Genomic DNA, 19099 nt, shown 5'->3' with positions numbered 1-19099 from the left:
GGGTGGTCTCCTCGTTCAGTTGCCGGTGGCTTGCGCGCGCCATTCGGCGAAGTTCTTCTTGTCCTGCGATTCGGCGAAGTCCAGGTTGTCGCGCCCGAACTCCAGGCGGTACCAGCGCAGCACTTCCATCAGCGGATCGAAGCCGGGCTGGGACGGGTCGGCGCCCTCGGGGAAGCAGTTGCCCTGGTAGATCTGGTGCACGGGCAGCCAGCTCTGGGTGTACTTCTCGGGCTCGTTGTCGAAGATGTGCTTGCAGCCGTCGGAGCAGAAGTGGTACTTCATGCCCTGGTACTCGCTTTCGCGGTAGGCGATCTTCATCGGGTCGTCGGGCTCGGTGAAGAGCATCGGGATCTGGCAGGTCTGGCACAGCATGGGCAGCGTGCCGTTGTAGAAGCGCCGGCCCTCGGCGTGCTCCTTGGCGTAGTGCTCCCACACCGGGCGGTAGTACTTGTCGAAGGTGTCGGGGTACTTGGCCGAGAGCCAGTCCAGCTCCTCCTTGCTCGGCGTCCAGGTGTGGAACGGGGCCGCCGCGCCGTAGGTGTAGAAGGTGTTCCACGCTTGGTGGCTGATGTGGTCCTTGTCCTTGCAGGCCTGCTCCCAGCCCTTGGGCACCTTGATGCCGTAGCGCGCCAGGTCGGCGAACAGCGCGCCGCCGTTCTGCTCGGCGTAGACCTCCCAGGCCTCCTTCCAGCTCATCACGCGCTTGGGCAGCATGTAGTCCATCATCATGGCCACCAGCGTGAGCACGCGGTAGCCGCGCCAGAACCACTTGTCGATCCATGCCTGCACGATGGGCAGGTTGTCCGGGTCCTGCTCCAGGATGAACTTGATGATCTCCAGCCCCAGCGTCATGTGGCGCGACTCGTCGGACTGCGCCGAGAAGCCGAAGGCCATGGCGCCCATGTCGCCGTTGTAGGCCGCGCCGCTGATGAAGGGCACGAACAGCAGGTTGGTCAGCACGTATTCGAACGCGAAGCCGATGGCGATCATGAACTCGAACGGCCCGGCGGTGAAGGCGTCGTCGAAGAAGCTCTTGGGCACGCTGAGGTACCACACGCGGTCGTGCTGGTGGCGCCAGTTGGCGAAGCCGTTGTAGTGCTTGTTGTAGTTCGACAGGCTGTGGATCTGCGTCTGCGCGTGGCGGATCTCGTCCAGGCTCTGCATCAGGCAGGCCACGCGCGGGCCGGCGCCGGGGAACTGGCGGCCCACGTGGGCGAAGCCCCGGTGCGCCATGTATTCGAGCGGGCTCACGCCGGTGAGGAACAGCTTGAGCGCGTTGATGTAGCGCGCGTCGGTCACGCCCAGGTGGCCGTTGTTCTGCGTGAAGGCGTCGATGATGGCGTAGAGCTTGCGCTCCTTCTCGGCCTGGTACTTCCAGTACGAGTCCATCGTCATGCGGAACGGGTCCTCGAACTTGTCCCAGTCGTGGATCTTGATGCCCTCGTACTCCATGTACGGGAACACGTCCCGCACGGCCTGGTAGGTGGGGGTCCAGGCCAGGTCGCGCGTCATCAGCGTGTAGCGTTCCTTCAGGCCCAGCTTCTTGCCGGCTTTCATATCCATGTCGTGTCTCCTTGGGGGTATGGTCGTTACTGGTTCCAGGCCAGGCGGAACTCGTCGTCGGTCTCGTCGATGTTTCCCGACAGGGTGATGAGGTGCACCTGCATTTCCTGCAGGTCGAAGTCGCGGCCGATTTCCTGCTCGATGCTGCTCTTGCGGATCACCATGTGGCCGGGCGCGTCGATCTTCACCATGGCGGGCTGCTGCTGGACGACGGCGTGCGGGTTGTCGGCCACGATGGCATCGACGATGGCGCGCGTTTCCTCGTTCTTCTGGAACGCGATGAATACGTTGGACATAGGTGCTGCTCCTTCGTCAGACGGCCAGGCCGGCCTTGTGCATGCGGGCATCGACGGCGGCCACGGCGCGCGCCAGGGCTGCCGCGCCTTCATCACCCAGCGCCAGTTGCGCCACCGGCGCCAGCGCCTCCTGCACGCGGCCGCGCCAGTGCGCGTACCACTCGCCCAGCAGGGCCTTGTTCTCCGCGCTCTCGGCCGCGGCGGTCTTGATGACGGCATCGACCCACTTGGCCGCGTCCTGCGCCCATTCGGCCTGGAAGCGCGTGAGCATGGACACCGTGGGGCCGGCGCGCTCGGACAGCGCCTCGTCCACCTCCTTGTAGGCCAGGCCGGAGAGGATGCCGTCCAGCGCCACGTTCTGCGCCACGAACAGCTCGAACCAGTCCTTGAGCACCCAGGTGTCCTCCACCAAGCGGCGCAGCGGCTGCCAGGCGGGCGCCTCCAGCCAGGCCTGCTTGCCCGCCTCCAGCTCGCCCGGGTGGCCCAGCAGCAGGCCCAGGCGCGTGAGGTACTGGGCGATGCCGAGCTGGTCCATGCTGGCGTACAGGCAGGGCTGGGTGATGGCCGTGCCGTGGCCGTAGGCGCACTGGAAGGCGCCGTTCATGTTCGCGCCCCAGGCCACGTGGCGCAGCGGCACGTAGAAGTCCAGCGCCACGCGGCGCGCCGCGTCGTCGTAGCGCCCGGCCAGGCCGCGGCTCTCGACGAAGTCGAAGTCGGCCTCGGCCGTCTCCTGCAGCCGGGCGCGCGCCTGGGCGTAGGTGCCGTAGTAAAGCTGGCGCGGGTCCTTGAGCGCGTACCAGTCCTGCATGACGATGCGGGTGCGCGTGGCGTCGAACATCTCGTGCGCCGGGTCCCAGGTGGGGCGGTAGTGGAAGTTGGCTTGCGCCTGCACGTCCATCGTCGCCTCGATGTAGCGCGAGGCGGGCTTGTCCGCGCCCAGGCGCTGGGCGATGTTGTCGAAGGTCTGGCGCAGCGGCGTGATGCTGACGGTGCGCAGGTCGATTTGCATGGGGGGTGTCTCCTGTCGTCGTTGTGGAAAGGGAAAAATCAGGGCTCGTGGCGGAAATGCCGTTCGCGCGCGGCGCGCAGGCTCCAGTCCCACTCGTGCGCGTCGCTGCCCGCGTCGTGCTCGGGCAGCGCGCCGTGCGTGGGCTGCACGCCCTGCATGGCGCAGAACTCGCCGAACTCGCGGCGCGGCATCACCATCTCGACGTAGAGCTGCGGCTCGCCCACGGCGAACTCGAACTCCACCATGCCGCTGCCGTGCTCCTGCACGATGCGAATGAAGCGGCGCTGAACATCCCAGCCGGTGCGGGGATCTGCGGAAGGAGTGGGCGTGGTGCTCATGCCCCGGTCTATGCAGGGCCTGTGCCAGCCCGCTGTGCCAAGCGCAAAAATCTCGATAATTTCGGGTAAACCCCTAAATTTCTTGCGGCTTTGGCTCGTTTGACGGGCCCGGCGCGGCGGCGCATCTGGCCCATGTTGCGGTGCAACTTGACGATTTGCACACCACTTGATGCGGCAGAATTCACCATTTGGTGAAATTCCTGTGCCGTAAACGTCACGCACGGCAGTTGCACGCGCGATTTCCCCAATGGGCGTGCCATCGTCATTTATCGATAATTCAGCACATGCCCGCCCTCCCCGCCTTGCCTTCGGACGCCGACCTGCGGCGCCAGATCCAGTTCTCCGCGGCGGACGGCCGCATCTGGCTGGCGGGCCAGCGCATGGTGCTGCTGCACGCGGCCTCGCTGGGCATCCTGCGCCGCGAGCTGATGCACACCCTCGGCCCCACGGGCGCGCGCCGCCTGCTGCTGCGCGTGGGCTACGCATCGGGCGAGCGCGACGCGGCGCTGGCGCGCCAGCTGCGCCCCAGCGCCGACACCTTCGCCATGTTCAGCGTCGGCCCGCAACTGCACATGCTGCAGGGGGCCGTGCAGGTCACGCCCGAAAAGCTGGAGCTGGACGCCGGGCAGGGCCACTTCCACGGCATCTTCCGCTGGCAGCATTCGTGGGAGGTGGAGACGCATGTGCGCGACTTCGGCCCGCAGAGCGCCCCGGTGTGCTGGACGCTGCTGGGCTACGCCTCGGGCTACACCAGCGGCTTCATGGGCCGCACCGTGCTCTACAAGGAGGTGCAGTGCGCCGCCTGCGGCCACGCGCACTGCCGCATCGAGGGCCGGCCGGTGCAGGACTGGCCCGACGGCGCGCAGCTGGCCAGCGACTACGCCCCCGAGGCCCTGGCGCACGCGCAGGCGCTCCCCGGCGGCCCGCGCGCCCTGCCCGCCTGGCCCGCGGCCATCGCGGCCGAGGACCAGCCCGAGCCGCCGGCCGACGCGCTCGGCCCCCTGATCGGCCGCTCGCCCGGCTTCACCGCCGCCACGCAGCTGCTGCGCAAGGCGGCGGGCACGCAGGTCACGGTGCTGCTCACGGGCGAGACCGGCGTGGGCAAGGAGCGCTTCGCGCGCGCCCTGCACGCCTTGAGCCCGCGCGCCGCCAAGCCCTTCGTGGCGGTGAACTGCGCGGCGCTGCCGGGCAGCCTGGTGGAGTCGGAACTGTTCGGCACCGAGAAAGGCGCCTACACCGGCGCCGACGCGGCGCGCGCCGGGCGCTTCGAGCGCGCGCACGGCGGCACGCTGTTCCTCGACGAGCTGGGCGAGCTGCCGCTGCCGGCGCAGGCCAAGCTGCTGCGCGTGCTGCAGGACGGCCAGGTGGAGCGCCTGGGCGCCACCCAGCCGCGCCAGGTGGACGTGCGCCTGGTGGCCGCCACGCACGTCGATCTGCTGGACGCGGTGCGCGCCGGGCGCTTCCGCCAGGACCTGTACTACCGCCTCAACGTCTACCCCATCCGCATTCCGCCGCTGCGCGAGCGCGTGGACGACATCGAGCCCTTCGCGCAGCACCTGCTGCAGCGCTTCGCCACGCTGCACGACAAGCACGTCGGCGGCTTCACCGACCGCGCGCTGCACGCGCTGCGCCAGTACGCCTGGCCGGGCAACGTGCGCGAGATGGAGAACCTGATCGAGCGCGGCGTGATCCTGGCCGACCCGGGCCAGCCCGTGGACGCGGCGCACCTGTTCCCCGACGCGGCCCCAGCCACCGGGCCGGCGCACACGCTGCAGGCCTCGGGCCGCCTGGGCGAAGCGCGCGCCCCGGCCTGCGACGCGGCGCTGGTGGAGCGCCTGCTGGGCGAGCGGCTCGACCTGCAGGCGCTGGAGACCCACCTGATCGAGGCCGCCGTGGAGCGCAGCCACGGCAACCTGGCCGCCGCCGCGCGCCTGCTGGGGCTGACGCGCCCGCAGCTGAGCTACCGGCTGAACAAGATAAGAGGGGACATTTGAATGGCCAAGCGCAGCGCCCTGTGTGCCATCGACACCCCCGTGCCATCGGCACGCACGCTGATCGAGCACGCCTACGCGCAGCTGCGCGACGACATCGTGACGGGCCAGCTCGTGCCCGGCGAGAAGCTGCGCGTGGAACACCTCAAGGCGCGCTACGGCGTGAGCGCCGGCACGCTGCGCGAGGCCATCACGCGCCTGGCGAGCGACGCGCTGGTGGTGACCGAGGGGCAGCGCGGCTTTCGCGTGGCGCCCATCGCCACCGAGGACCTGGAGGACATCACCAGCCTGCGCGTGCAGATCGAGACCACGGCGCTGCGCCTGTCGATCCGCGCGGGCGGGGCGCAGTGGCGCCAGCGCGTGGAGCAGGCCTACGCCGCCATCTCGGCAGAGGAGCCCATCGCGCCCGGGCGGCGGCGGCTGTGGGAGCAGCTCAACGTGCGCTTCCACGAGGCGCTGCTGTCGGGCCACGACTCGCCCTGGACGCTGCGCGTGCTGCGCCAGCTCTCGCGCCACACCGAGCGCTACCGCGGCTTCGCCATGGCGCTGCCCGGCGCCGTGCGCGACGTGCACGCCGAGCACACCGAAATCTTCCACTACGCCCTGGCCGGGCAGGACGCGCGCGCCGCGCTGGCGCTGGAGGCGCACATCCGCACCACGCCCGACCTGCTCATCGAGGCGCTGCGCGCCGGGCGCGTCTCGCTGCCCGGCAGCGGCGGGCGGGTCAGCTCCTGAATCAATAGCTGCCAGCGCTTGACTAGAAACGGTTTAAGGCCGATTTAGCCCTCAACGCCGCGACTGCTGGTACAGCCCCTGCACCTTGGGCACGTTCTGCTGCAGCTCGCGGATGCGCTCCGGCCCCGACGGGTGGGTGGACAGGAAGGCGATGCCGCCGCTGCCCCCGGTGGCCTGGCCCATCTTCTGCCACAGGCGCACCGCGGCCTGCGGGTCGAAGCCGGCGCGCGCGGCCAGCTCCAGGCCGACGAGGTCGGCCTCCGTCTCGTCGGAGCGGCTGAACTTCAGCGACAGCAGTTGCGTGCCCAGGTTGGCCGCCGTGTTCCCCAGGTCGCCCAGGCCCAGCAGCTTGGCCCCCAGCGACAGGCCGATGCCCGTGGCCTGCGTCTTGGCCAGGCGCTCGCGCGCGTGCTCGCGCAGCGCGTGGGCCATCTCGTGGCCCATGACCATGGCGGTCTCGTCGTCGGTCAGCCGGAGCTGGTCGAGGATGCCGGTGAAGAACGCGATCTTGCCGCCGGGCATGCAGAAGGCGTTGATCTGCTTGCTGCCAATCAGGTTGACCTCCCAGTGCCACTGGCGCGCGCGCTCGTTCCACGGCGCGGCGAACGGGATGAGGCGCCGCGCGATGGCGCGCAGCCGCGCCAGCTGCGGGTTGCCGTCGGCTGCCAGCGCGCCCTGGGCGCGGGCCTGCGCCAGCATCTGCGCGTACTGCTGCACGGCCGAGCGCTCCAGCGACTCGGCCGGCACCAGGCGGCGCATGCTGGAGGCATTGCCCACATCCACCTGCGCCAGCGCGGGGCCCGCCACGGCCGCCCCCGCCGCCAGCAGGAAGCCGCGCCGCGCGTTCCAGGGCGACGCCTTGGCCGCGCACAGCGCGCAGCCGCGATGGGAGGGAAAGGACAGGTCGTGCATGGCAGGCCAGGTGGGGGCAAAAGCGCATTCTTACAGGCCCCGGCCGCTCAGGCCGCCGGGCTTTCGCGCGGCGCGCGAAACGCCGTGGGCCGCAACTCCGCGCGGATCACGCCCGCCAGCCCCAGCATGACCAGGCCCAGGCCGCACCAGGCCGCCAGCGGCTGGTGCTCGCCCACGATGAGCACGGCCAACGCGAACGCCGCCACGGGCTCGATCAGGGTCAGCGTCACCCCGGTGGCGCCCGAGATGCCGCGCAGCCCATGGGAGAACGCCACATAGGCCAGCCCAGACACGACGGTGCCCAGGTACACCACCACCGCGAGCGCCGCCGGGCTCCACTGCGGCGCCCCGGCCAGCGCCCACGCCACCGGGCAGGCCAGCAGCGCCGCGCCGGTGAACACGCGCTGGTTCACCTGGCCCGGCGCGTAAGCGGCCACCAGGCGCTTGTTCACCAGCGCATAGCTGGCGTACCACAGCCCGGCCCCCAGGCACAAGGCCAGCCCGGTCCACGAGAACACCACCGCCGTGCCCTTGCTCAGCACCATGGCCACGCCCCCGGCGACGCTCACGGCCGTGCCCAGCCACCACAGCGGCGACGGCGGCGCGCGCAGCAGCAGCGCCTGGATGAGCCCGGCCCAGATCGGGCTGCTGCCGATGGCCACGGCCGTGCCCACGCCCACGCCCGCCAGGCGCACCCCGGCATAGAACGTGATGCTGTAGCCCGCCACGCCCGCCGAGGCCAGCAGCCACAGCCCGGGCGGCACATGCGGCCGGGGCTGGGCTGCGGGCCGGGGCGGCGCCGCGCCGCGCGCCACGGCCTGCACCACGGCGAAGAACAGGCTGGCCACCACTAATTGGGCCGCCCCGACCCAGAACGGCGACAGGGCGCCGGCGCCCAGGCTCTGGGCCGTGCCGGTGGTGCCCCACAGGATGGCCGCGAGGGCCACCAGGGCCACGCCGCGACCGGAGTGCGATGCGAATGTCATGGCGCCGATGGTGCCCGGCAGCGCGCGCCGAAATGTCGAGCAACGCGCGAACTGCGGCGCCTCGCCAGCGCCCTGCGGGTTCAGAAATCGACGCTGGCCGTCAGGCTCACGCTGCGCGGCGTGCCCGCCACCAGGTAGCCCGAGCCAGGGTAGCCGCCCACCGAGGCCCAGTAGTTGCGGCTGGTGGCGTTGTCCAGGCGCAGGCGCAGCGTGACCAGGCGGCCCTGCACCTCGGTGAGGTAGCGCGCGCCCAGGTCCAGGCGCGTCCAGCCGGGCACTTTCAGGGTGTTGGCGGCGTTGGCGTAGCTGGCGCCGGTGTGCACCAGGCGCGCGTCGAGCGCCAGGCCCCGCACGCCGGGCACGTCCCATTCGCCGCCCAGGTTGGCCTGCAGCTCCGGCACACCGATGACGCGCTGGCCGTCGGTGGCGGCCGATCCGGTGTCGACCTGCTTGGCGTCCAGCCAGGTCAGGCCGCCGAGCACGCGCAGGCCCCTGGCGGCCTCGCCCTGCAGGGCCAGCTCCAGGCCCTGGTGGCGGTCCTTGCCCTGGGTGGAAAAGATGTTGGCGGCGTTGACGTAGGCGCGCGGGCTGTCGGTGCTGAACAGCGCCAGGCTGCCGCCCAGGCGGCCGCCGTCCCACTTCACGCCCACTTCCTTCTGCTTGGCGACGTAGGGGGCCAGCATCTGGCCCCGGTTGGCGGCGGTGGAGGGCGCCGTCTTGCCCTGGCTCAGGCCCTCGGCGTAGTTGGCGTAGGCCGACCACTGGGGCGAAAGCCTGTAGAGCACGGCCACCATCGGGCTGGTGCGGCTCTGGTCGTAGCGGTCGGTCAGCGCGGCGGTGCCGTAGGCGTAGTTGGCGATGTCCATGCTTTGGTGGCGCAGGCCGAGCGTGAGCTGCAGGCGGTCGCCCCACACCGACAGGGTGTCGCCGATGGCGACGCTGGACATGCGCACCTTGCCCGTGAGGCGCGGATCGGAGAGCGCACCGCCGTACAGCGCGTCGGCGCTGTAGGCCGGCTGCGGCCCGGCGTAGACGGGCCGGTAGAGGTTGGTGGCCTGGGTGTTCTTCCAGTCCATGACGTAGGCGTTGTCCTTCTCCAGCGAGAAACTCGCGGCCGACAGCACCCAGGCGTGCTTGACGGCGCCCGTCTGCAGCGTGCCGCGCAGACCGGCCTCGCCGGTCAGGACGCGGTCCTTGCGCGCGTTGTCGAAGCGGTAGGTGGTGCCCGCGCCAGTGGCGGCGTCGCTGACCGTGAGGTTGGCCAGCGAGTTCGCCTCCTCGCTGCGGCGGGCCCCGGCGGCGGCGTAGGCGGTGATGCTGCCGTTGATGTCCCACTCGCCGCGCAGCGTGCCGAACAGGTCGCGCTCGTTGGAGTAGCTCCAGGGCTGGGCCCAGTTGGTCTTGCCGTCCGGCGCGGCGGGCACGGCCGTGGGCGTGCCGCCCAGGGTCACGTTGGTGCGGGTGCGCGACAGCTTGTTGTCCTGCCAGCCCACATCGCCCGACAGGCGCACGTCGCGCGAGCGCCAGTCCAGCCCCACGGCCAGCAGGCCGAGCTTGGCGTCTTCATCATCGATGGCTGAGCCGCCGTTGCGCACGGCGGCGTTCACGCGGATGCCGGTGGCGTTGCCGGGGCCGAAGCGCCGCGCCACGTCGGCCGACAGTTGCGCCTGGCCGCCACTGGCCACGCCCGCCGTCACGCGCGACAGCGGCTCGTTGGGCGCACGCTTGGGCAGCAAGTTGATGGAGCCGCCCAGCCCGCCGCCGCTGGGGTTGGCACCGTTCAGGAAGGTGGAGGCGCCGCGCAGCACCTCGACACGCTCGAACAGCTCCGTGGCGATGTACTGGCGCGGCAGCAGGCTGTACAGGCCGTTGTAAGCCACGTCGTCCGAGCCCAGGATGAAGCCGCGGATGAAGTACGACTCCTGGAAATTGCCGAAGCCGCGCGCCACGCGCACCGTGGGGTCGTTCTGCAGCACGTCGCCGACGCTGTGCGCATGGCGGTCCTGGATGAACTCGTTGGTGTAGGCGATGGTGGAGAAAGGCGTCTCCATCGCGTCGCGCGTGCCCAGGATGCCCACGCGCGCGCCGCGTGCCACCTGGCCGCCCGCGTAGGCGGGCGAGAGGCCCTCGGCCGAAGCGTCGGCGCTGGCGTTCACGGTGACGGTGGCGAGGGCCTTTTCGCCAGCATTGCCCGCCTGCTGCGCCTGCGCGGCGTGCATGCACAGCGCGGCGAGCATGGCGGCGGCCAGCGCCACGGGCGCGAGGGAGGGGTTGCGGTGGAGCATGGTGGCTTTCCTTGGGGTCGATGGGTCGGGAACAGGGTCAGGAGGGATCGCGGTCCGGGGCGGCGGCCGGCGCGCGGCGCAGGCCGAACCAGGCCATCACGGCCACGGGCACGCCCAGGCCCAGCCACGACCACCAGTCGCCCCAGTTGTCGGAAACGAGCGCGGTGGCCAGGCCAGAGGCAGTGAGCAGCCCCAGCGTCAGGGGCCAGCCCCACATGCGCCAGAAGGGGGAGGGCGTGCGGCTCATGCCGGACCCTCCCCGGCCTGCGCCGCCTGCGCGGCGCGGCCGCGCCCGAGCCACAGGTACAGGCCGCTGCCCAGCACGATGAGGGTGGCGATGTCGAGCAGCGCCCACAGGATCTTCATGGGCATGCCGCCGTAGTCGCCGAAGTGCAGCGGCTGCGAGACCAGCAAGGCCGTGAGGTACCACGGCAGGTGCGGCGCGGCCGTGACCTCGGCGGTGCGCGCATCCACCAGCACGGGCTGCAGCAGGCGCGCGGTGAGCGGCGTGGTGCCGCGCAGGAAGAAGGTGGTGTGGTGCGGGCTGGAAAACGCCGTCCCGGGAAAGGCGATGAACGACAGCTTCATGTCCGGCGCCTCGCGCTGCGCCGCCGCGTGCAGCCGCGCCAGCGGGGCGCGCTCGGCCACCGGCACGGTGGCCTGCCCCTGGTAGGGCGCGAGCAGGGCGCTGAGCTTGTCGTACTGCCAGTACTTGACCATCAGGTCGGCCCAGGTGTTGACCATGCCGGTGGCCCCGACCACGAAGGCCCACACCAGCGTGGCGATGCCCAGCAGGTTGTGCAGGTCGAGCCACTGGATGCGGCGCGACCTGCCGCGCCGCACGTCGCCGAAAGCGAGCTTACGCATGAAGGGCGCGTACAGCACCACGCCGGTGACGATGGCCACCAGCAGCAGCAAGCCCATCAGGCCGAGGAAGAGCTTGCCCGCCAGGCCCGCGAACAGATCCACGTGCAGCTTCAGCATGGTCCACATGAAGCCCTCGTTGACGGGCCGGTCCGAGAGCACCTGCGCCGTGCGGCCATCGACGGCAATGGACTTGAAGTCGTCCGTGGGCGCCGGCGTGGGCGTGAGGGTGGCGAACCACACGCGCGGATCGTCGTCCGACTGCGACATGAACTGCACCACGCGCTCGGGAAAGCGCGCCTGCGCCGCCGCCATGATGGCGTCGATCGAGGCCGTGCGCCGCGCCTGTTCGGCGGGCAGCGCGGGCGCCTCCACCTCGGTGCCGAGCAGGTGCCCGATCTCGTGGTGGAAGATCAGCGGCAGGCCGGTCAGGCACAGCAGCAGCATGAACACGGTGCAGACCAGGCTGGACCACTTGTGGGTCCAGGACCAGCGGCGCAGGGCGGTGGGGCTGAGCATGGGAAAGCGGGAGGAACGGCGGGCGCCGCGGGCTGCGCCCGCAAGGGGCTGGATGAAGCGGAGAAGCAGAAAAGGGGAGAACGCGATTTTAATTACAAATAGGAATTATTCTTCTTTGTTTCCATATTTGTCTCCCGCACGCCACAGCGGCATGCACGGCGCACCGTGTGCGGCCTCCCTCGGACTACGAAATTCATAGCTGCTAGCGCTTGACCAGTAAGCCCTGAAGCCACTTTTCATGCAAAAAACACAGACCTACGAGGCAGCCCCCTCCGGCGCCAGCCAGCCGCCGCCCAGCGCCTTGTACAGCGCCACACGGGCCTGCAGGCGGGCCAGTTGCAGCTGCACGGCCTCGTCCTGCGCGGCGTAGAGCGCGCGCTGGGCATCGAGCAGCGTCAGCAGCGTGTCGGCCCCGGCGCGGTAGCGCGACTCGGACAGCGCGAACGCCTGGCGCGCCTGCGCCACCACCTCGGCCTGGGCCTGCATCTGGGCGTCGGCCCCGGCAGCGGCATCCAGCGCGTTCTGCACGTCGCCATAGGCCTGCACCACCGTGCGGCGGTAGGCCGCCAGCAGTTCCTCGCGCTGCGCCTGGGCCAGTTCGTGCCCGGCGGCGCGGCGGCCGGCGTCGAAGATGGGCGCCGCCAGCGCGGCGGCGAGCGCGTACACGGGGTTGTCGAAAGCCCGCTCCAGCCGGTCGCCCCCCGTGCCCAGGCTGGCGCCCAGGGTGAGGCTGGGCAGCATGGCCGCGCGCGCGGCGGCCACGTTGGCCTGGGCCGCGGCCAGGTGCGCCTCGGCGCGGGCGATGTCGGGGCGCCGCGCCAGCAGGGCTGCTGGCACCTCGGCCGCCACGGCTGGCACGTGCAGTCCCTGCAAGGCGGCGGTGGCGCTGGCGGCGCGGCCCGCCTGGCCCATGAGCAGCGCCAGCGCCGTCTGCGCCGCGTCGGCCTGCTGGCGCACGCTGGCGTGGGCGCGGCGCTGCGCCGCCACCAGGCCGCGCTGCTGGGCCAGCTCCAGCGCCGACACCGCGCCCGCGCGCTGGCGTGCCGCCACCAGGGCCAGCAGCCGCTCGGCGCTGCGCAGGTTCAGCGCCGCGATGTCCTGGCGCTCGCGCAGGGCCACGCCCTGCAGCCAGGCATGCGCCACCCCGGCCGAAATGCTCAGGCGCACCGCCTCCTGGTCGAACACGCTGGCGCGCAGCGCGGCCTGCGCACCGTCGCGCGTGGCGCCCAGGCGGCCCCACACGTCCACTTCATAGCTGGCGGACAGGGCCAGGCCCAGGCGCGTGCCGTCCACCGCGGCATCGCCGCCAAGCTGTCCCTGGCGCGCGGCGTTCACGGCCCCCGCCACCTCGGGCAGCAGGCGCGCGCCGGCCTGGCGCGCCTGCGCCTCGGCCTGCGCCACGCGGGCGGCGGCGGCGGCCAGGTCGAAATTGCCGGCGCGCGCCTGCGCCACCAGGCCGTCCAGCTCGGCGCTGCCGAAGCTGCGCCACCACGCGGGCGTCACGGCGTCGGCTTGTGCGTCGGCCTGCAGCGGGCCGGACGCCGGGGTGGCCCACTGGGCCGGCAAGGCGACGGCGGAAGCGCCGGGGCCGGCGCCGGTGGCGCACCCGGCCAGCGCCAGCGCCGCGATCCAGAGCGCCCCCAGGGGGGCAGCATTCTTGTGCATGTGTGTTCCTACTCTCCCGCCAGCGCGCGCACCGGGTCGAGCCGCGCCGCCGTCTTGGCCGGCATGTAGCCAAACACCAGCCCCGTGGCCACCGCGCAGCCGAACGCCCCCAGCATGGCGCGCACCGAGAAGACCATGGGCACGCCGGCCAGCAGCAGCGCCAGACCCACCACCAGCGCGGCGAGCACGCCCACCGATCCGCCGGCCAGGGTGACCAGGCTGGCCTCGGTCAGGAACTGGCGCAGGATGTCGCGCTGGCGCGCGCCCACGGCCATGCGGATGCCGATCTCGCGCGTGCGCTCGCGCACGGTCATGAGCATCACGTTCATCACGCCGATGCCACCCACCACCAGCGACACGGCAGCGATCAGGCCCAGCATCATGGCCATGCTCTGGCGCGTGGCGGCCTCGGCCTGGATGCGCGCGGCGGCGTTGCCGATGGCGAAGTCCTCGCGCCCGCCGTGGCGCGCCTTGAGCAGTTGGCGTATCGCCGCCTCGGCGGCGTGCACCTGGGCCGATGAGGCGGCCTCCATCACCACGTAGTCGGGCTGCGTCTGCGTGCGGTAGACGCGCGCGCGGCCCGACTGGTAGGGGATGAACACCATGTTGTCGTAGTCCTGCGCGCCCGACTCGGCGCCGCGTTCGCTCATCACGCCGATGACCTCGAAGGACGAATTGCCGATGATGAGCTGGCGCCCGAGCGGGCGCGGTTCGTCGGGGAAGAAGTGCGCGCGCGCCTTGTGCCCCAGCACCACCAGGGGGGCCAGGCCGTGGTCCTCGGCGTCGGTGTAGTAGCGGCCCAGCGCCACCTTCCAGTGGTGCACCAGCGGCATTTCCTCGCTGGCGGCGAACACGTAGAGCTGGCGCTCCACGTTGCCGTAGCGCACGGAGATGGGGTCGCCGATCACCGGCATCACGCGGCGGATCTCGGGCAGCTCGGCCACGGCGGCCAGGTCTTCGGCGGTGATCTGGCCGGCCGGCCCGCCGCTGGGCGGCGCCTGGCTGCCCATGTACAGGATGGCCGTGCCCATGGTGCCCATCTGCTCCACCACCTTGCGCCGCGCGCCCTCGCCGATGGCCAGCATGACGATGACCGAGGCCACGCCGATGACGATGCCCAGCAGCGTCAGGCTGGTGCGCACGCGGTTCACGCGCATGCCGCGCCAGGCGCCGCGCGCAGCGTCGAGCAGCTCGGCGCCCCACACCGCCGCCGGGGCCTGCGCCGCGCGCCCGGCCTGGGCCAGCCCGGGCTGCAGCAGCGGCGGCGGCGCGTCGGCCGGCGCATCAGCGGGCGCCTCGGCGCTGCTGTCGCCGACGATGCGCCCGTCGTGGATCTCGATCACCCGGCGCGCCTGGGTGGCCACGGCGCGGTCGTGGGTGATGAGGATGATGGTGTGCCCGGCCTGCGACAGCTCGGCCAGCAGGGCCATGACCTCGGCGCCGCTGCGCGAGTCGAGCGCCCCAGTGGGCTCGTCGGCCAGGATGATGGCGCCGCCGTTCATCAGCGCCCGCGCGATCGACACGCGCTGCTGCTGCCCGCCGGAGAGCTGGTTCGGGCGGTTGTCCAGCCGCCCGGCCAGGCCCAGGCGCTCCAGCAGCGCATGGGCGCGCGCGCGGCGCTCGTGCGCCGGCAGGCCGGCGTAGAGGGCGGGCATCTGCACGTTCTCGCTCGCCGATTCGGCGGCGATCAGATGGTAGCCCTGGAAGACGAAGCCGAAGGCCTGGCGGCGCAGCCAGGCCAGGGTGTCGGCGTCGAGGCGCGCCACGTCCTGCCCCTGGAAGTGGTAGCTGCCGCTGCTCGGGCGGTCCAGGCAGCCAAGGATGTTCATCAGCGTGGACTTGCCGGAGCCGGAGCTGCCGACCACGGCCACGAATTCGCCCGCTTGGATGTCCAGGTCGATGCCGTGCAGCACCGTCACCGCGGGCTGGCCGGTGTCGCCGCCGCCGTAGTGCTTGCGGATGCCGCGCAGCGCGATCAGCGGCGCCCCCGCGGCAGGCGGCGGCGCGTTCACCACTGCAGCCACCGCAAGCCCGCGCTCTGCACGGTCTCACCCACCACCACCTGCTCGCCTTCCCGCAGGCCGTCGAGCACCTGCACCTGGTGGCGGCTGCGCACGCCGGTGCGCACCGCGCGCGGCTCGGGCCGGCCTTGCGCGTTCAGCACCCGCACCGTGGCCTTGTCGCCCTCGGCCTCGTCCTGCAGCGCCACCAGGGGCACGGCCAGCGCCTGCGGCGCGCGCGCGGCCACGAACACGACCTGCGCCGTCATCTGCGGCATGAGCTCGGCGTCCTGGTTGTCCACGTCGAACAGCACCGTGTAGGCCACGGCCTTGACGGCGGCGGCGGTCCCGCCGCCCGCGCCCGCAGGCTGCTGGGCCGGACTGGCGGCGGGCGCGGGCAGCACCTGGCGCACCGTGCTGCTCCAGCGCCGGGGCTGACTCTGGCCGGCGCTGCCCAGGGTGGTGAAGTACACCGGCATGCCGGCGCGCACGCGGCCCACGTCGGCCTCGGACACGTCGGTCCACACCGTCATGGCGCCCAGGTCGGCGATGCGCAGGATGTTGGGCGTCTGGTAGGTGGCATTCAGCGTCTGGCCCTCGCGCGCCTCGACCGACACCACGGTGCCCGCCATGGGCGCGTAGATGCGCGTATAGCCCAGCCGCGCTTCGTCGGCCTTGAGCGTGGCCTGCGTCTGGTCGATCTGCGCCTTGAGGTGGTCCATGCGGGCCTGGGCGCCGGCCAGCTGGGCCTCGGCGGTCTGCAGGTCTTCCTCGCGCGTGGCGCCGTCGCGGGCCAGTTGCTGCTGGCGCGCCCATTGCTGGCGCGCCAGCTGGTGCTGGGCCTGCTGCTCGGCCAGCTGGGCGCGCAGCCCGGCGAGCGAGGCGCGCCCGGCGTCCACCGTGGCGCGCTGCACGCTGGGGTCGATCTCCACCAGCAGCGCGCCCTTCTCCACCTGCGCCCCGGGCGCCACCCGCAGCCGCGTGATCTGGCCCGACACCTGGGCGCCCACGTCCACGTAGCGGCGCGGCTGCAGCGTGCCGATGGCCGTCACCGTGGCCTCCACGTCGGCGTGCGCCACGGCCACGCTCTGGTAGGTGGTGGCGGGGCGCGCGGCCCACCACAGGCCCGCGGCGGCCGCGCCCGCCAGCCCCACGATCAATACCACCCAAGGTCGCACACTCACCACAGCCACTCCATTTCCATCCCCATTGCCCCCAGCGGCAGCGCCACGGCCAGCAAGGCCGCCACCGCCACCCCGCGCGCCCGCGCGGCCAGGCCGCCCGCCACGAGCAGCGCGCCCATGGACCAGAACCCCAGCACCGCGACCGCGCCCACCGCAGCGCCCCAGTGCAGCACGCAGGGCACCACGGCGCCCAGCAGCAGCGCGGCGCCCGCCAGCCGCAGCCCGTGGCGGCGCAGGGCGGGCGCCTCCAGCGCCCCCGTGAGCTGGGCGTAGTGGCGGTCCATGGCGAAGGCCAGGGCCGCCATGCCCCCGAGGGACAGGCCCCAGGCCACCAGCGCGGCGTGCAGCGTGGAGTGCAGCGCGGGCATGCTCAGAACTTGCCGTGCAGCGCCACCGCCACGGTGCGCTTTTCGCCGTAGAAATTGCCGTACCCGGCATAGCCGACGGTGCTGTAGTAGGTCTTGTCGAACAGGTTGCCCACGTTCATGGCCACGCTCCAGTCCTTGTTGAAGGCATACCCCATGCGGGCCGACCAGACGGCGTAGCCCGGCGCGGTGAAGCGGTAGGGGGTCCAGGCGCCGTCGTAGCGGCCGGTCTCCGGGTTGAAGGCGCTGATGCCGGCGGCACGGTAGGTGCCGCTCTGGGCCACCACGCCCGCGCCCACGCTCCAGCCCTGCAGCGTGCCGCCCATGCGGTAGTCGCCCCAGGCCTTGAAGAGGTGGCGCGGCGTCACGGTGCTGAAGCGGGCATCGTCGCTGCGCTTGTTCTCGTTGTCGTTGTAGGTGTAGCCCACGGCCACCTGCAGGGCCGGGGTGATGCGGCCGGTCAGCTCCAGGTCCACCCCCTGGCTCAGCAGGTGCCCGTCGCGGAAGTAGCAGCAGCCGCCGCGCCAGTCGGTCTGCGGGTAGGCCGGGTCAGCGATGGCCTCGCCCTTCTTCTCGGTGCGGAACAGCGCCGCGCTGGCGATAAGGCCGCGCGCCCATTCGCTCTTGACGCCCAGCTCGTAGGTACGGCCGCGCACCGGCTCCAGCGGCGTACCGGGCAGCGGGCCGGCGTATTTGCCCGCCTGTGACTGGTAGATCTCCGCCGTGCTGGCGTACACGCTGAGCGAGCCCGACAGGTCGCGCACCAGGCCCAGGTAGGGCACGAACACGTGGCCCTCGCGGCGGTCGGAGGTGTAGCCCTGCATGTCCTGCTGGGTGCTGCGGTCCTGCAGCGTGTAGCGCCCGCCCAGCACCACCGCCCACCGCGCCGCGGGGCGCAGGCGCACCGAGCCATAGAGGCTGGACTTGCGGGCGCGGGTTTCCGAGCCGCTGGTCCACTCGCCCAGCGGGAAGCCCGGGTCGGCGGGGGGCGTGCGCGCGAACACGTCGGCCGGGCCGATGCGCGGCCACAGGCTGCGGCTGGACTCGCGCGCGTGCAGCGCATCGAGGCCGACGATCACGTCATGGCGCTGGCCGAACGCATCGAAGCCGCCCTGCGCGTTCAGGTCCAGGGTGGTCTCCTGGGCATCGGCGATGCCCTGGTGGATCCACCAGTCGGCCCCTGCCAGGGTGAGCGGGTCGGGCGCGCTCTCGATCTCGGCGCCGTTGACGCTCTCCTTGAAGCGGGTGTGCCGCAGCTGCGCCTTGAGCATCCAGTCGCTCGTGAGCTGATGCTCCAGCCTGGCGAACAGCGCGGTGTTCTCACGATGGATCCAGTTCCAGGGCGCGCCCATGTTGGTGCTGCGCGGCAGGCCGATGTCGCTGCCGTCGGCGTAGCGCGGCAGGCTGGCGTTGAAGCCGGTGTTGCGGTCGTCCTGGTAGCTGGCCCCCAGGGTCAGCACCGTTTCGGGCCCGAGATCGACGCCCAGGGCGCCGTACAGCATCTGGCGCTTGAGCCGCGAGGGCTCGGCCATCTCGCGGCGGTCGTGGTGCACGGCCACCAGGCGGCCGCGCACGCTGCCGTCGGCATTCAGGGCGCCGGTCGTATCGACCTCGGCACGGTAGTTGTCCATGGTGCCGCCGGAGAGCAGCAACTGCGTCTGGCGCTGGGCCAGCGGGCGCTTGGCGGTGAAGTTGATCACGCCGCCCGCTTCGCCCGCGCCGAACAGCCCGTCGGCACCGCGCAGCAGCGTCACACTGTCGAACTGCGCCATGTCCAGGCTGCGGCTGCCCGAGCGCGTGGTGGTGACGGCGCCGCCGTCGTAGCGGAAGTTGGTGATATTCAGGCCGCGCGACTGGTAGGCCGTGTCGAGCCAGGTTTCCTCGCGCGTCACGCCCGTGGTCTGCGCCATCACGTCGTCCAGCGTGCGCAGCGCCTGGTCGTCCATGCGCTGGCGCGTCACCACCGTGACCGACTGCGCGATCTCGCGCAGCGACTGCGCCGCCTTCCCTACCTCCACGGCCTGCGGCACATAGGAGCCGCTGGCTTCGCTGTAGACCTGGGGCAGGGCCTTGTCCGATACGGTCACGGCGTCCATGGTGACGGTGGCGGCCTCTGGCGCCTGGGCCAGCGCGGGCCAGGGCATGGCGAACGCCAGGCCGGCGGCCAGCGCGCCGGCACGCAGGGAAAAGGGCGCGCCACGGCGCGACGGACAGGGAAGGTAGCGGGACATACAGCGATTCGGGACGGAACCAGGATGACAGGCGTGCCCCCGGCAGGCGCCGGGCGGCAAGAGGGGCTGTGGCTACGGCAAGAATCGCACGGGGCTGGCAGCGCAGTTATTGAGAATGGTTCGCAATTTTATTTTTGCGGCGCGATTGTAACTGCC

General features: G+C 71.8%; 15 protein-coding genes. 2 read left to right on the top strand and 13 right to left on the bottom strand.

From position 1 onward, the window contains the following. Positions 1-15: 15 nt before the first annotated feature. Genes YS110_16165 through YS110_16150 form a run of 4 tightly spaced genes read right to left on the bottom strand, consistent with a single transcriptional unit; the run spans position 16 to position 3206 of the window. Positions 16-1563: a YHS domain-containing protein gene (locus tag YS110_16165; GenBank protein ID UJB66178.1), complete on the bottom strand. Its 1548-nt coding sequence runs from the start codon at positions 1561-1563 to the stop codon at positions 16-18. Positions 1564-1589: 26 nt separating this feature from the next. After that, complete coding sequence (locus YS110_16160; protein UJB66177.1) at positions 1590-1859, bottom strand: MmoB/DmpM family protein; 270 nt, start codon at positions 1857-1859, stop codon at positions 1590-1592. 16 nt (positions 1860-1875) lie between these two features. Continuing rightward, entirely contained in the window at positions 1876-2868 is a 993-nt protein-coding gene (locus tag YS110_16155; GenBank protein ID UJB66176.1) for a phenol hydroxylase, read from the bottom strand. A gap of 38 nt (positions 2869-2906) precedes the next feature. Beyond that, positions 2907-3206, bottom strand: a complete 300-nt coding sequence (locus tag YS110_16150; protein UJB66175.1) for a phenol hydroxylase — start codon at positions 3204-3206, stop codon at positions 2907-2909. A 284-nt stretch (positions 3207-3490) separates the two neighbouring features. Between YS110_16150 and YS110_16145 the strand changes: the two genes are divergently transcribed. Together YS110_16145 and YS110_16140 are read left to right on the top strand one after the other, a co-directional pair. Next, positions 3491-5200, top strand: coding sequence for a sigma 54-interacting transcriptional regulator (locus YS110_16145; protein UJB66174.1), 1710 nt, complete (start codon positions 3491-3493; stop codon positions 5198-5200). Then, positions 5201-5932, top strand: coding sequence for a GntR family transcriptional regulator (locus tag YS110_16140; protein ID UJB66173.1), 732 nt, complete (start codon positions 5201-5203; stop codon positions 5930-5932). Between the two features lie 51 nt (positions 5933-5983). Here YS110_16140 and YS110_16135 read toward each other — a convergent pair whose 3' ends face one another. The 9 genes from YS110_16135 to YS110_16095 form a co-directional block, all read right to left on the bottom strand. Next, positions 5984-6844, bottom strand: coding sequence for a M48 family metallopeptidase (locus tag YS110_16135; GenBank protein UJB66172.1), 861 nt, complete (start codon positions 6842-6844; stop codon positions 5984-5986). Between the two features lie 47 nt (positions 6845-6891). After that, on the bottom strand, positions 6892-7830 hold the full coding sequence (locus tag YS110_16130; protein ID UJB66171.1) for an EamA family transporter: 939 nt from the start codon (positions 7828-7830) through the stop codon (positions 6892-6894). A gap of 80 nt (positions 7831-7910) precedes the next feature. Then, entirely contained in the window at positions 7911-10115 is a 2205-nt protein-coding gene (locus tag YS110_16125; GenBank protein UJB66170.1) for a TonB-dependent receptor, read from the bottom strand. Between the two features lie 37 nt (positions 10116-10152). Further along, positions 10153-10362 carry a hypothetical protein gene (locus YS110_16120; GenBank protein ID UJB66169.1) on the bottom strand — a complete coding sequence of 70 codons (210 nt, stop codon included), beginning with the start codon at positions 10360-10362 and terminating at the stop codon, positions 10153-10155. After that, entirely contained in the window at positions 10359-11498 is a 1140-nt protein-coding gene (locus tag YS110_16115; protein ID UJB66168.1) for a PepSY domain-containing protein, read from the bottom strand. Before YS110_16115 ends, YS110_16120 begins: the two co-directional genes overlap by 4 nt. 255 nt (positions 11499-11753) lie before the next feature. Next, the gene (locus YS110_16110) at positions 11754-13163 is read right to left on the bottom strand and encodes an efflux transporter outer membrane subunit (GenBank protein ID UJB66167.1); all 1410 of its coding nucleotides are present in this window, start codon (positions 13161-13163) and stop codon (positions 11754-11756) included. 8 nt (positions 13164-13171) lie between these two features. After that, positions 13172-15178: an ABC transporter permease gene (locus tag YS110_16105; GenBank protein ID UJB67489.1), complete on the bottom strand. Its 2007-nt coding sequence runs from the start codon at positions 15176-15178 to the stop codon at positions 13172-13174. Further along, entirely contained in the window at positions 15172-16785 is a 1614-nt protein-coding gene (locus tag YS110_16100; protein UJB66166.1) for an efflux RND transporter periplasmic adaptor subunit, read from the bottom strand. The genes YS110_16105 and YS110_16100 overlap by 7 nt, the downstream gene beginning before the upstream one ends. Next, complete coding sequence (locus YS110_16095; protein ID UJB66165.1) at positions 16718-18943, bottom strand: TonB-dependent siderophore receptor; 2226 nt, start codon at positions 18941-18943, stop codon at positions 16718-16720. Before YS110_16095 ends, YS110_16100 begins: the two co-directional genes overlap by 68 nt. Between the last annotated feature and the right edge of the window lie 156 nt (positions 18944-19099).

Origin of the sequence: Acidovorax sp. YS12, assembly GCA_021496925.1 — a bacterium.
Classification (GTDB): Bacteria; Pseudomonadota; Gammaproteobacteria; order Burkholderiales; family Burkholderiaceae_C; genus Paenacidovorax.
Note: the sequence above shows the minus strand (reverse complement) of the source record. Positions and strands in the feature narration are given on the sequence as shown.

Coding starts and splice junctions, on each gene's coding strand:
- YS110_16160 (UJB66177.1), bottom strand. CDS start 1,859: ATGTCCAACGTATTCATCGCGTTCCAGAAGAACGAGGAAACGCGCGCC.
- YS110_16135 (UJB66172.1), bottom strand. CDS start 6,844: ATGCACGACCTGTCCTTTCCCTCCCATCGCGGCTGCGCGCTGTGCGCG.
- YS110_16125 (UJB66170.1), bottom strand. CDS start 10,115: ATGCTCCACCGCAACCCCTCCCTCGCGCCCGTGGCGCTGGCCGCCGCC.
- YS110_16100 (UJB66166.1), bottom strand. CDS start 16,785: ATGCCGGGTACGGCAATTTCTACGGCGAAAAGCGCACCGTGGCGGTGG.
- YS110_16110 (UJB66167.1), bottom strand. CDS start 13,163: ATGCACAAGAATGCTGCCCCCCTGGGGGCGCTCTGGATCGCGGCGCTG.
- YS110_16155 (UJB66176.1), bottom strand. CDS start 2,868: ATGCAAATCGACCTGCGCACCGTCAGCATCACGCCGCTGCGCCAGACC.
- YS110_16095 (UJB66165.1), bottom strand. CDS start 18,943: ATGTCCCGCTACCTTCCCTGTCCGTCGCGCCGTGGCGCGCCCTTTTCC.
- YS110_16120 (UJB66169.1), bottom strand. CDS start 10,362: ATGAGCCGCACGCCCTCCCCCTTCTGGCGCATGTGGGGCTGGCCCCTG.
- YS110_16130 (UJB66171.1), bottom strand. CDS start 7,830: ATGACATTCGCATCGCACTCCGGTCGCGGCGTGGCCCTGGTGGCCCTC.
- YS110_16165 (UJB66178.1), bottom strand. CDS start 1,563: ATGGATATGAAAGCCGGCAAGAAGCTGGGCCTGAAGGAACGCTACACG.
- YS110_16115 (UJB66168.1), bottom strand. CDS start 11,498: ATGCTCAGCCCCACCGCCCTGCGCCGCTGGTCCTGGACCCACAAGTGG.
- YS110_16150 (UJB66175.1), bottom strand. CDS start 3,206: ATGAGCACCACGCCCACTCCTTCCGCAGATCCCCGCACCGGCTGGGAT.
- YS110_16145 (UJB66174.1), top strand. CDS start 3,491: ATGCCCGCCCTCCCCGCCTTGCCTTCGGACGCCGACCTGCGGCGCCAG.
- YS110_16140 (UJB66173.1), top strand. CDS start 5,201: ATGGCCAAGCGCAGCGCCCTGTGTGCCATCGACACCCCCGTGCCATCG.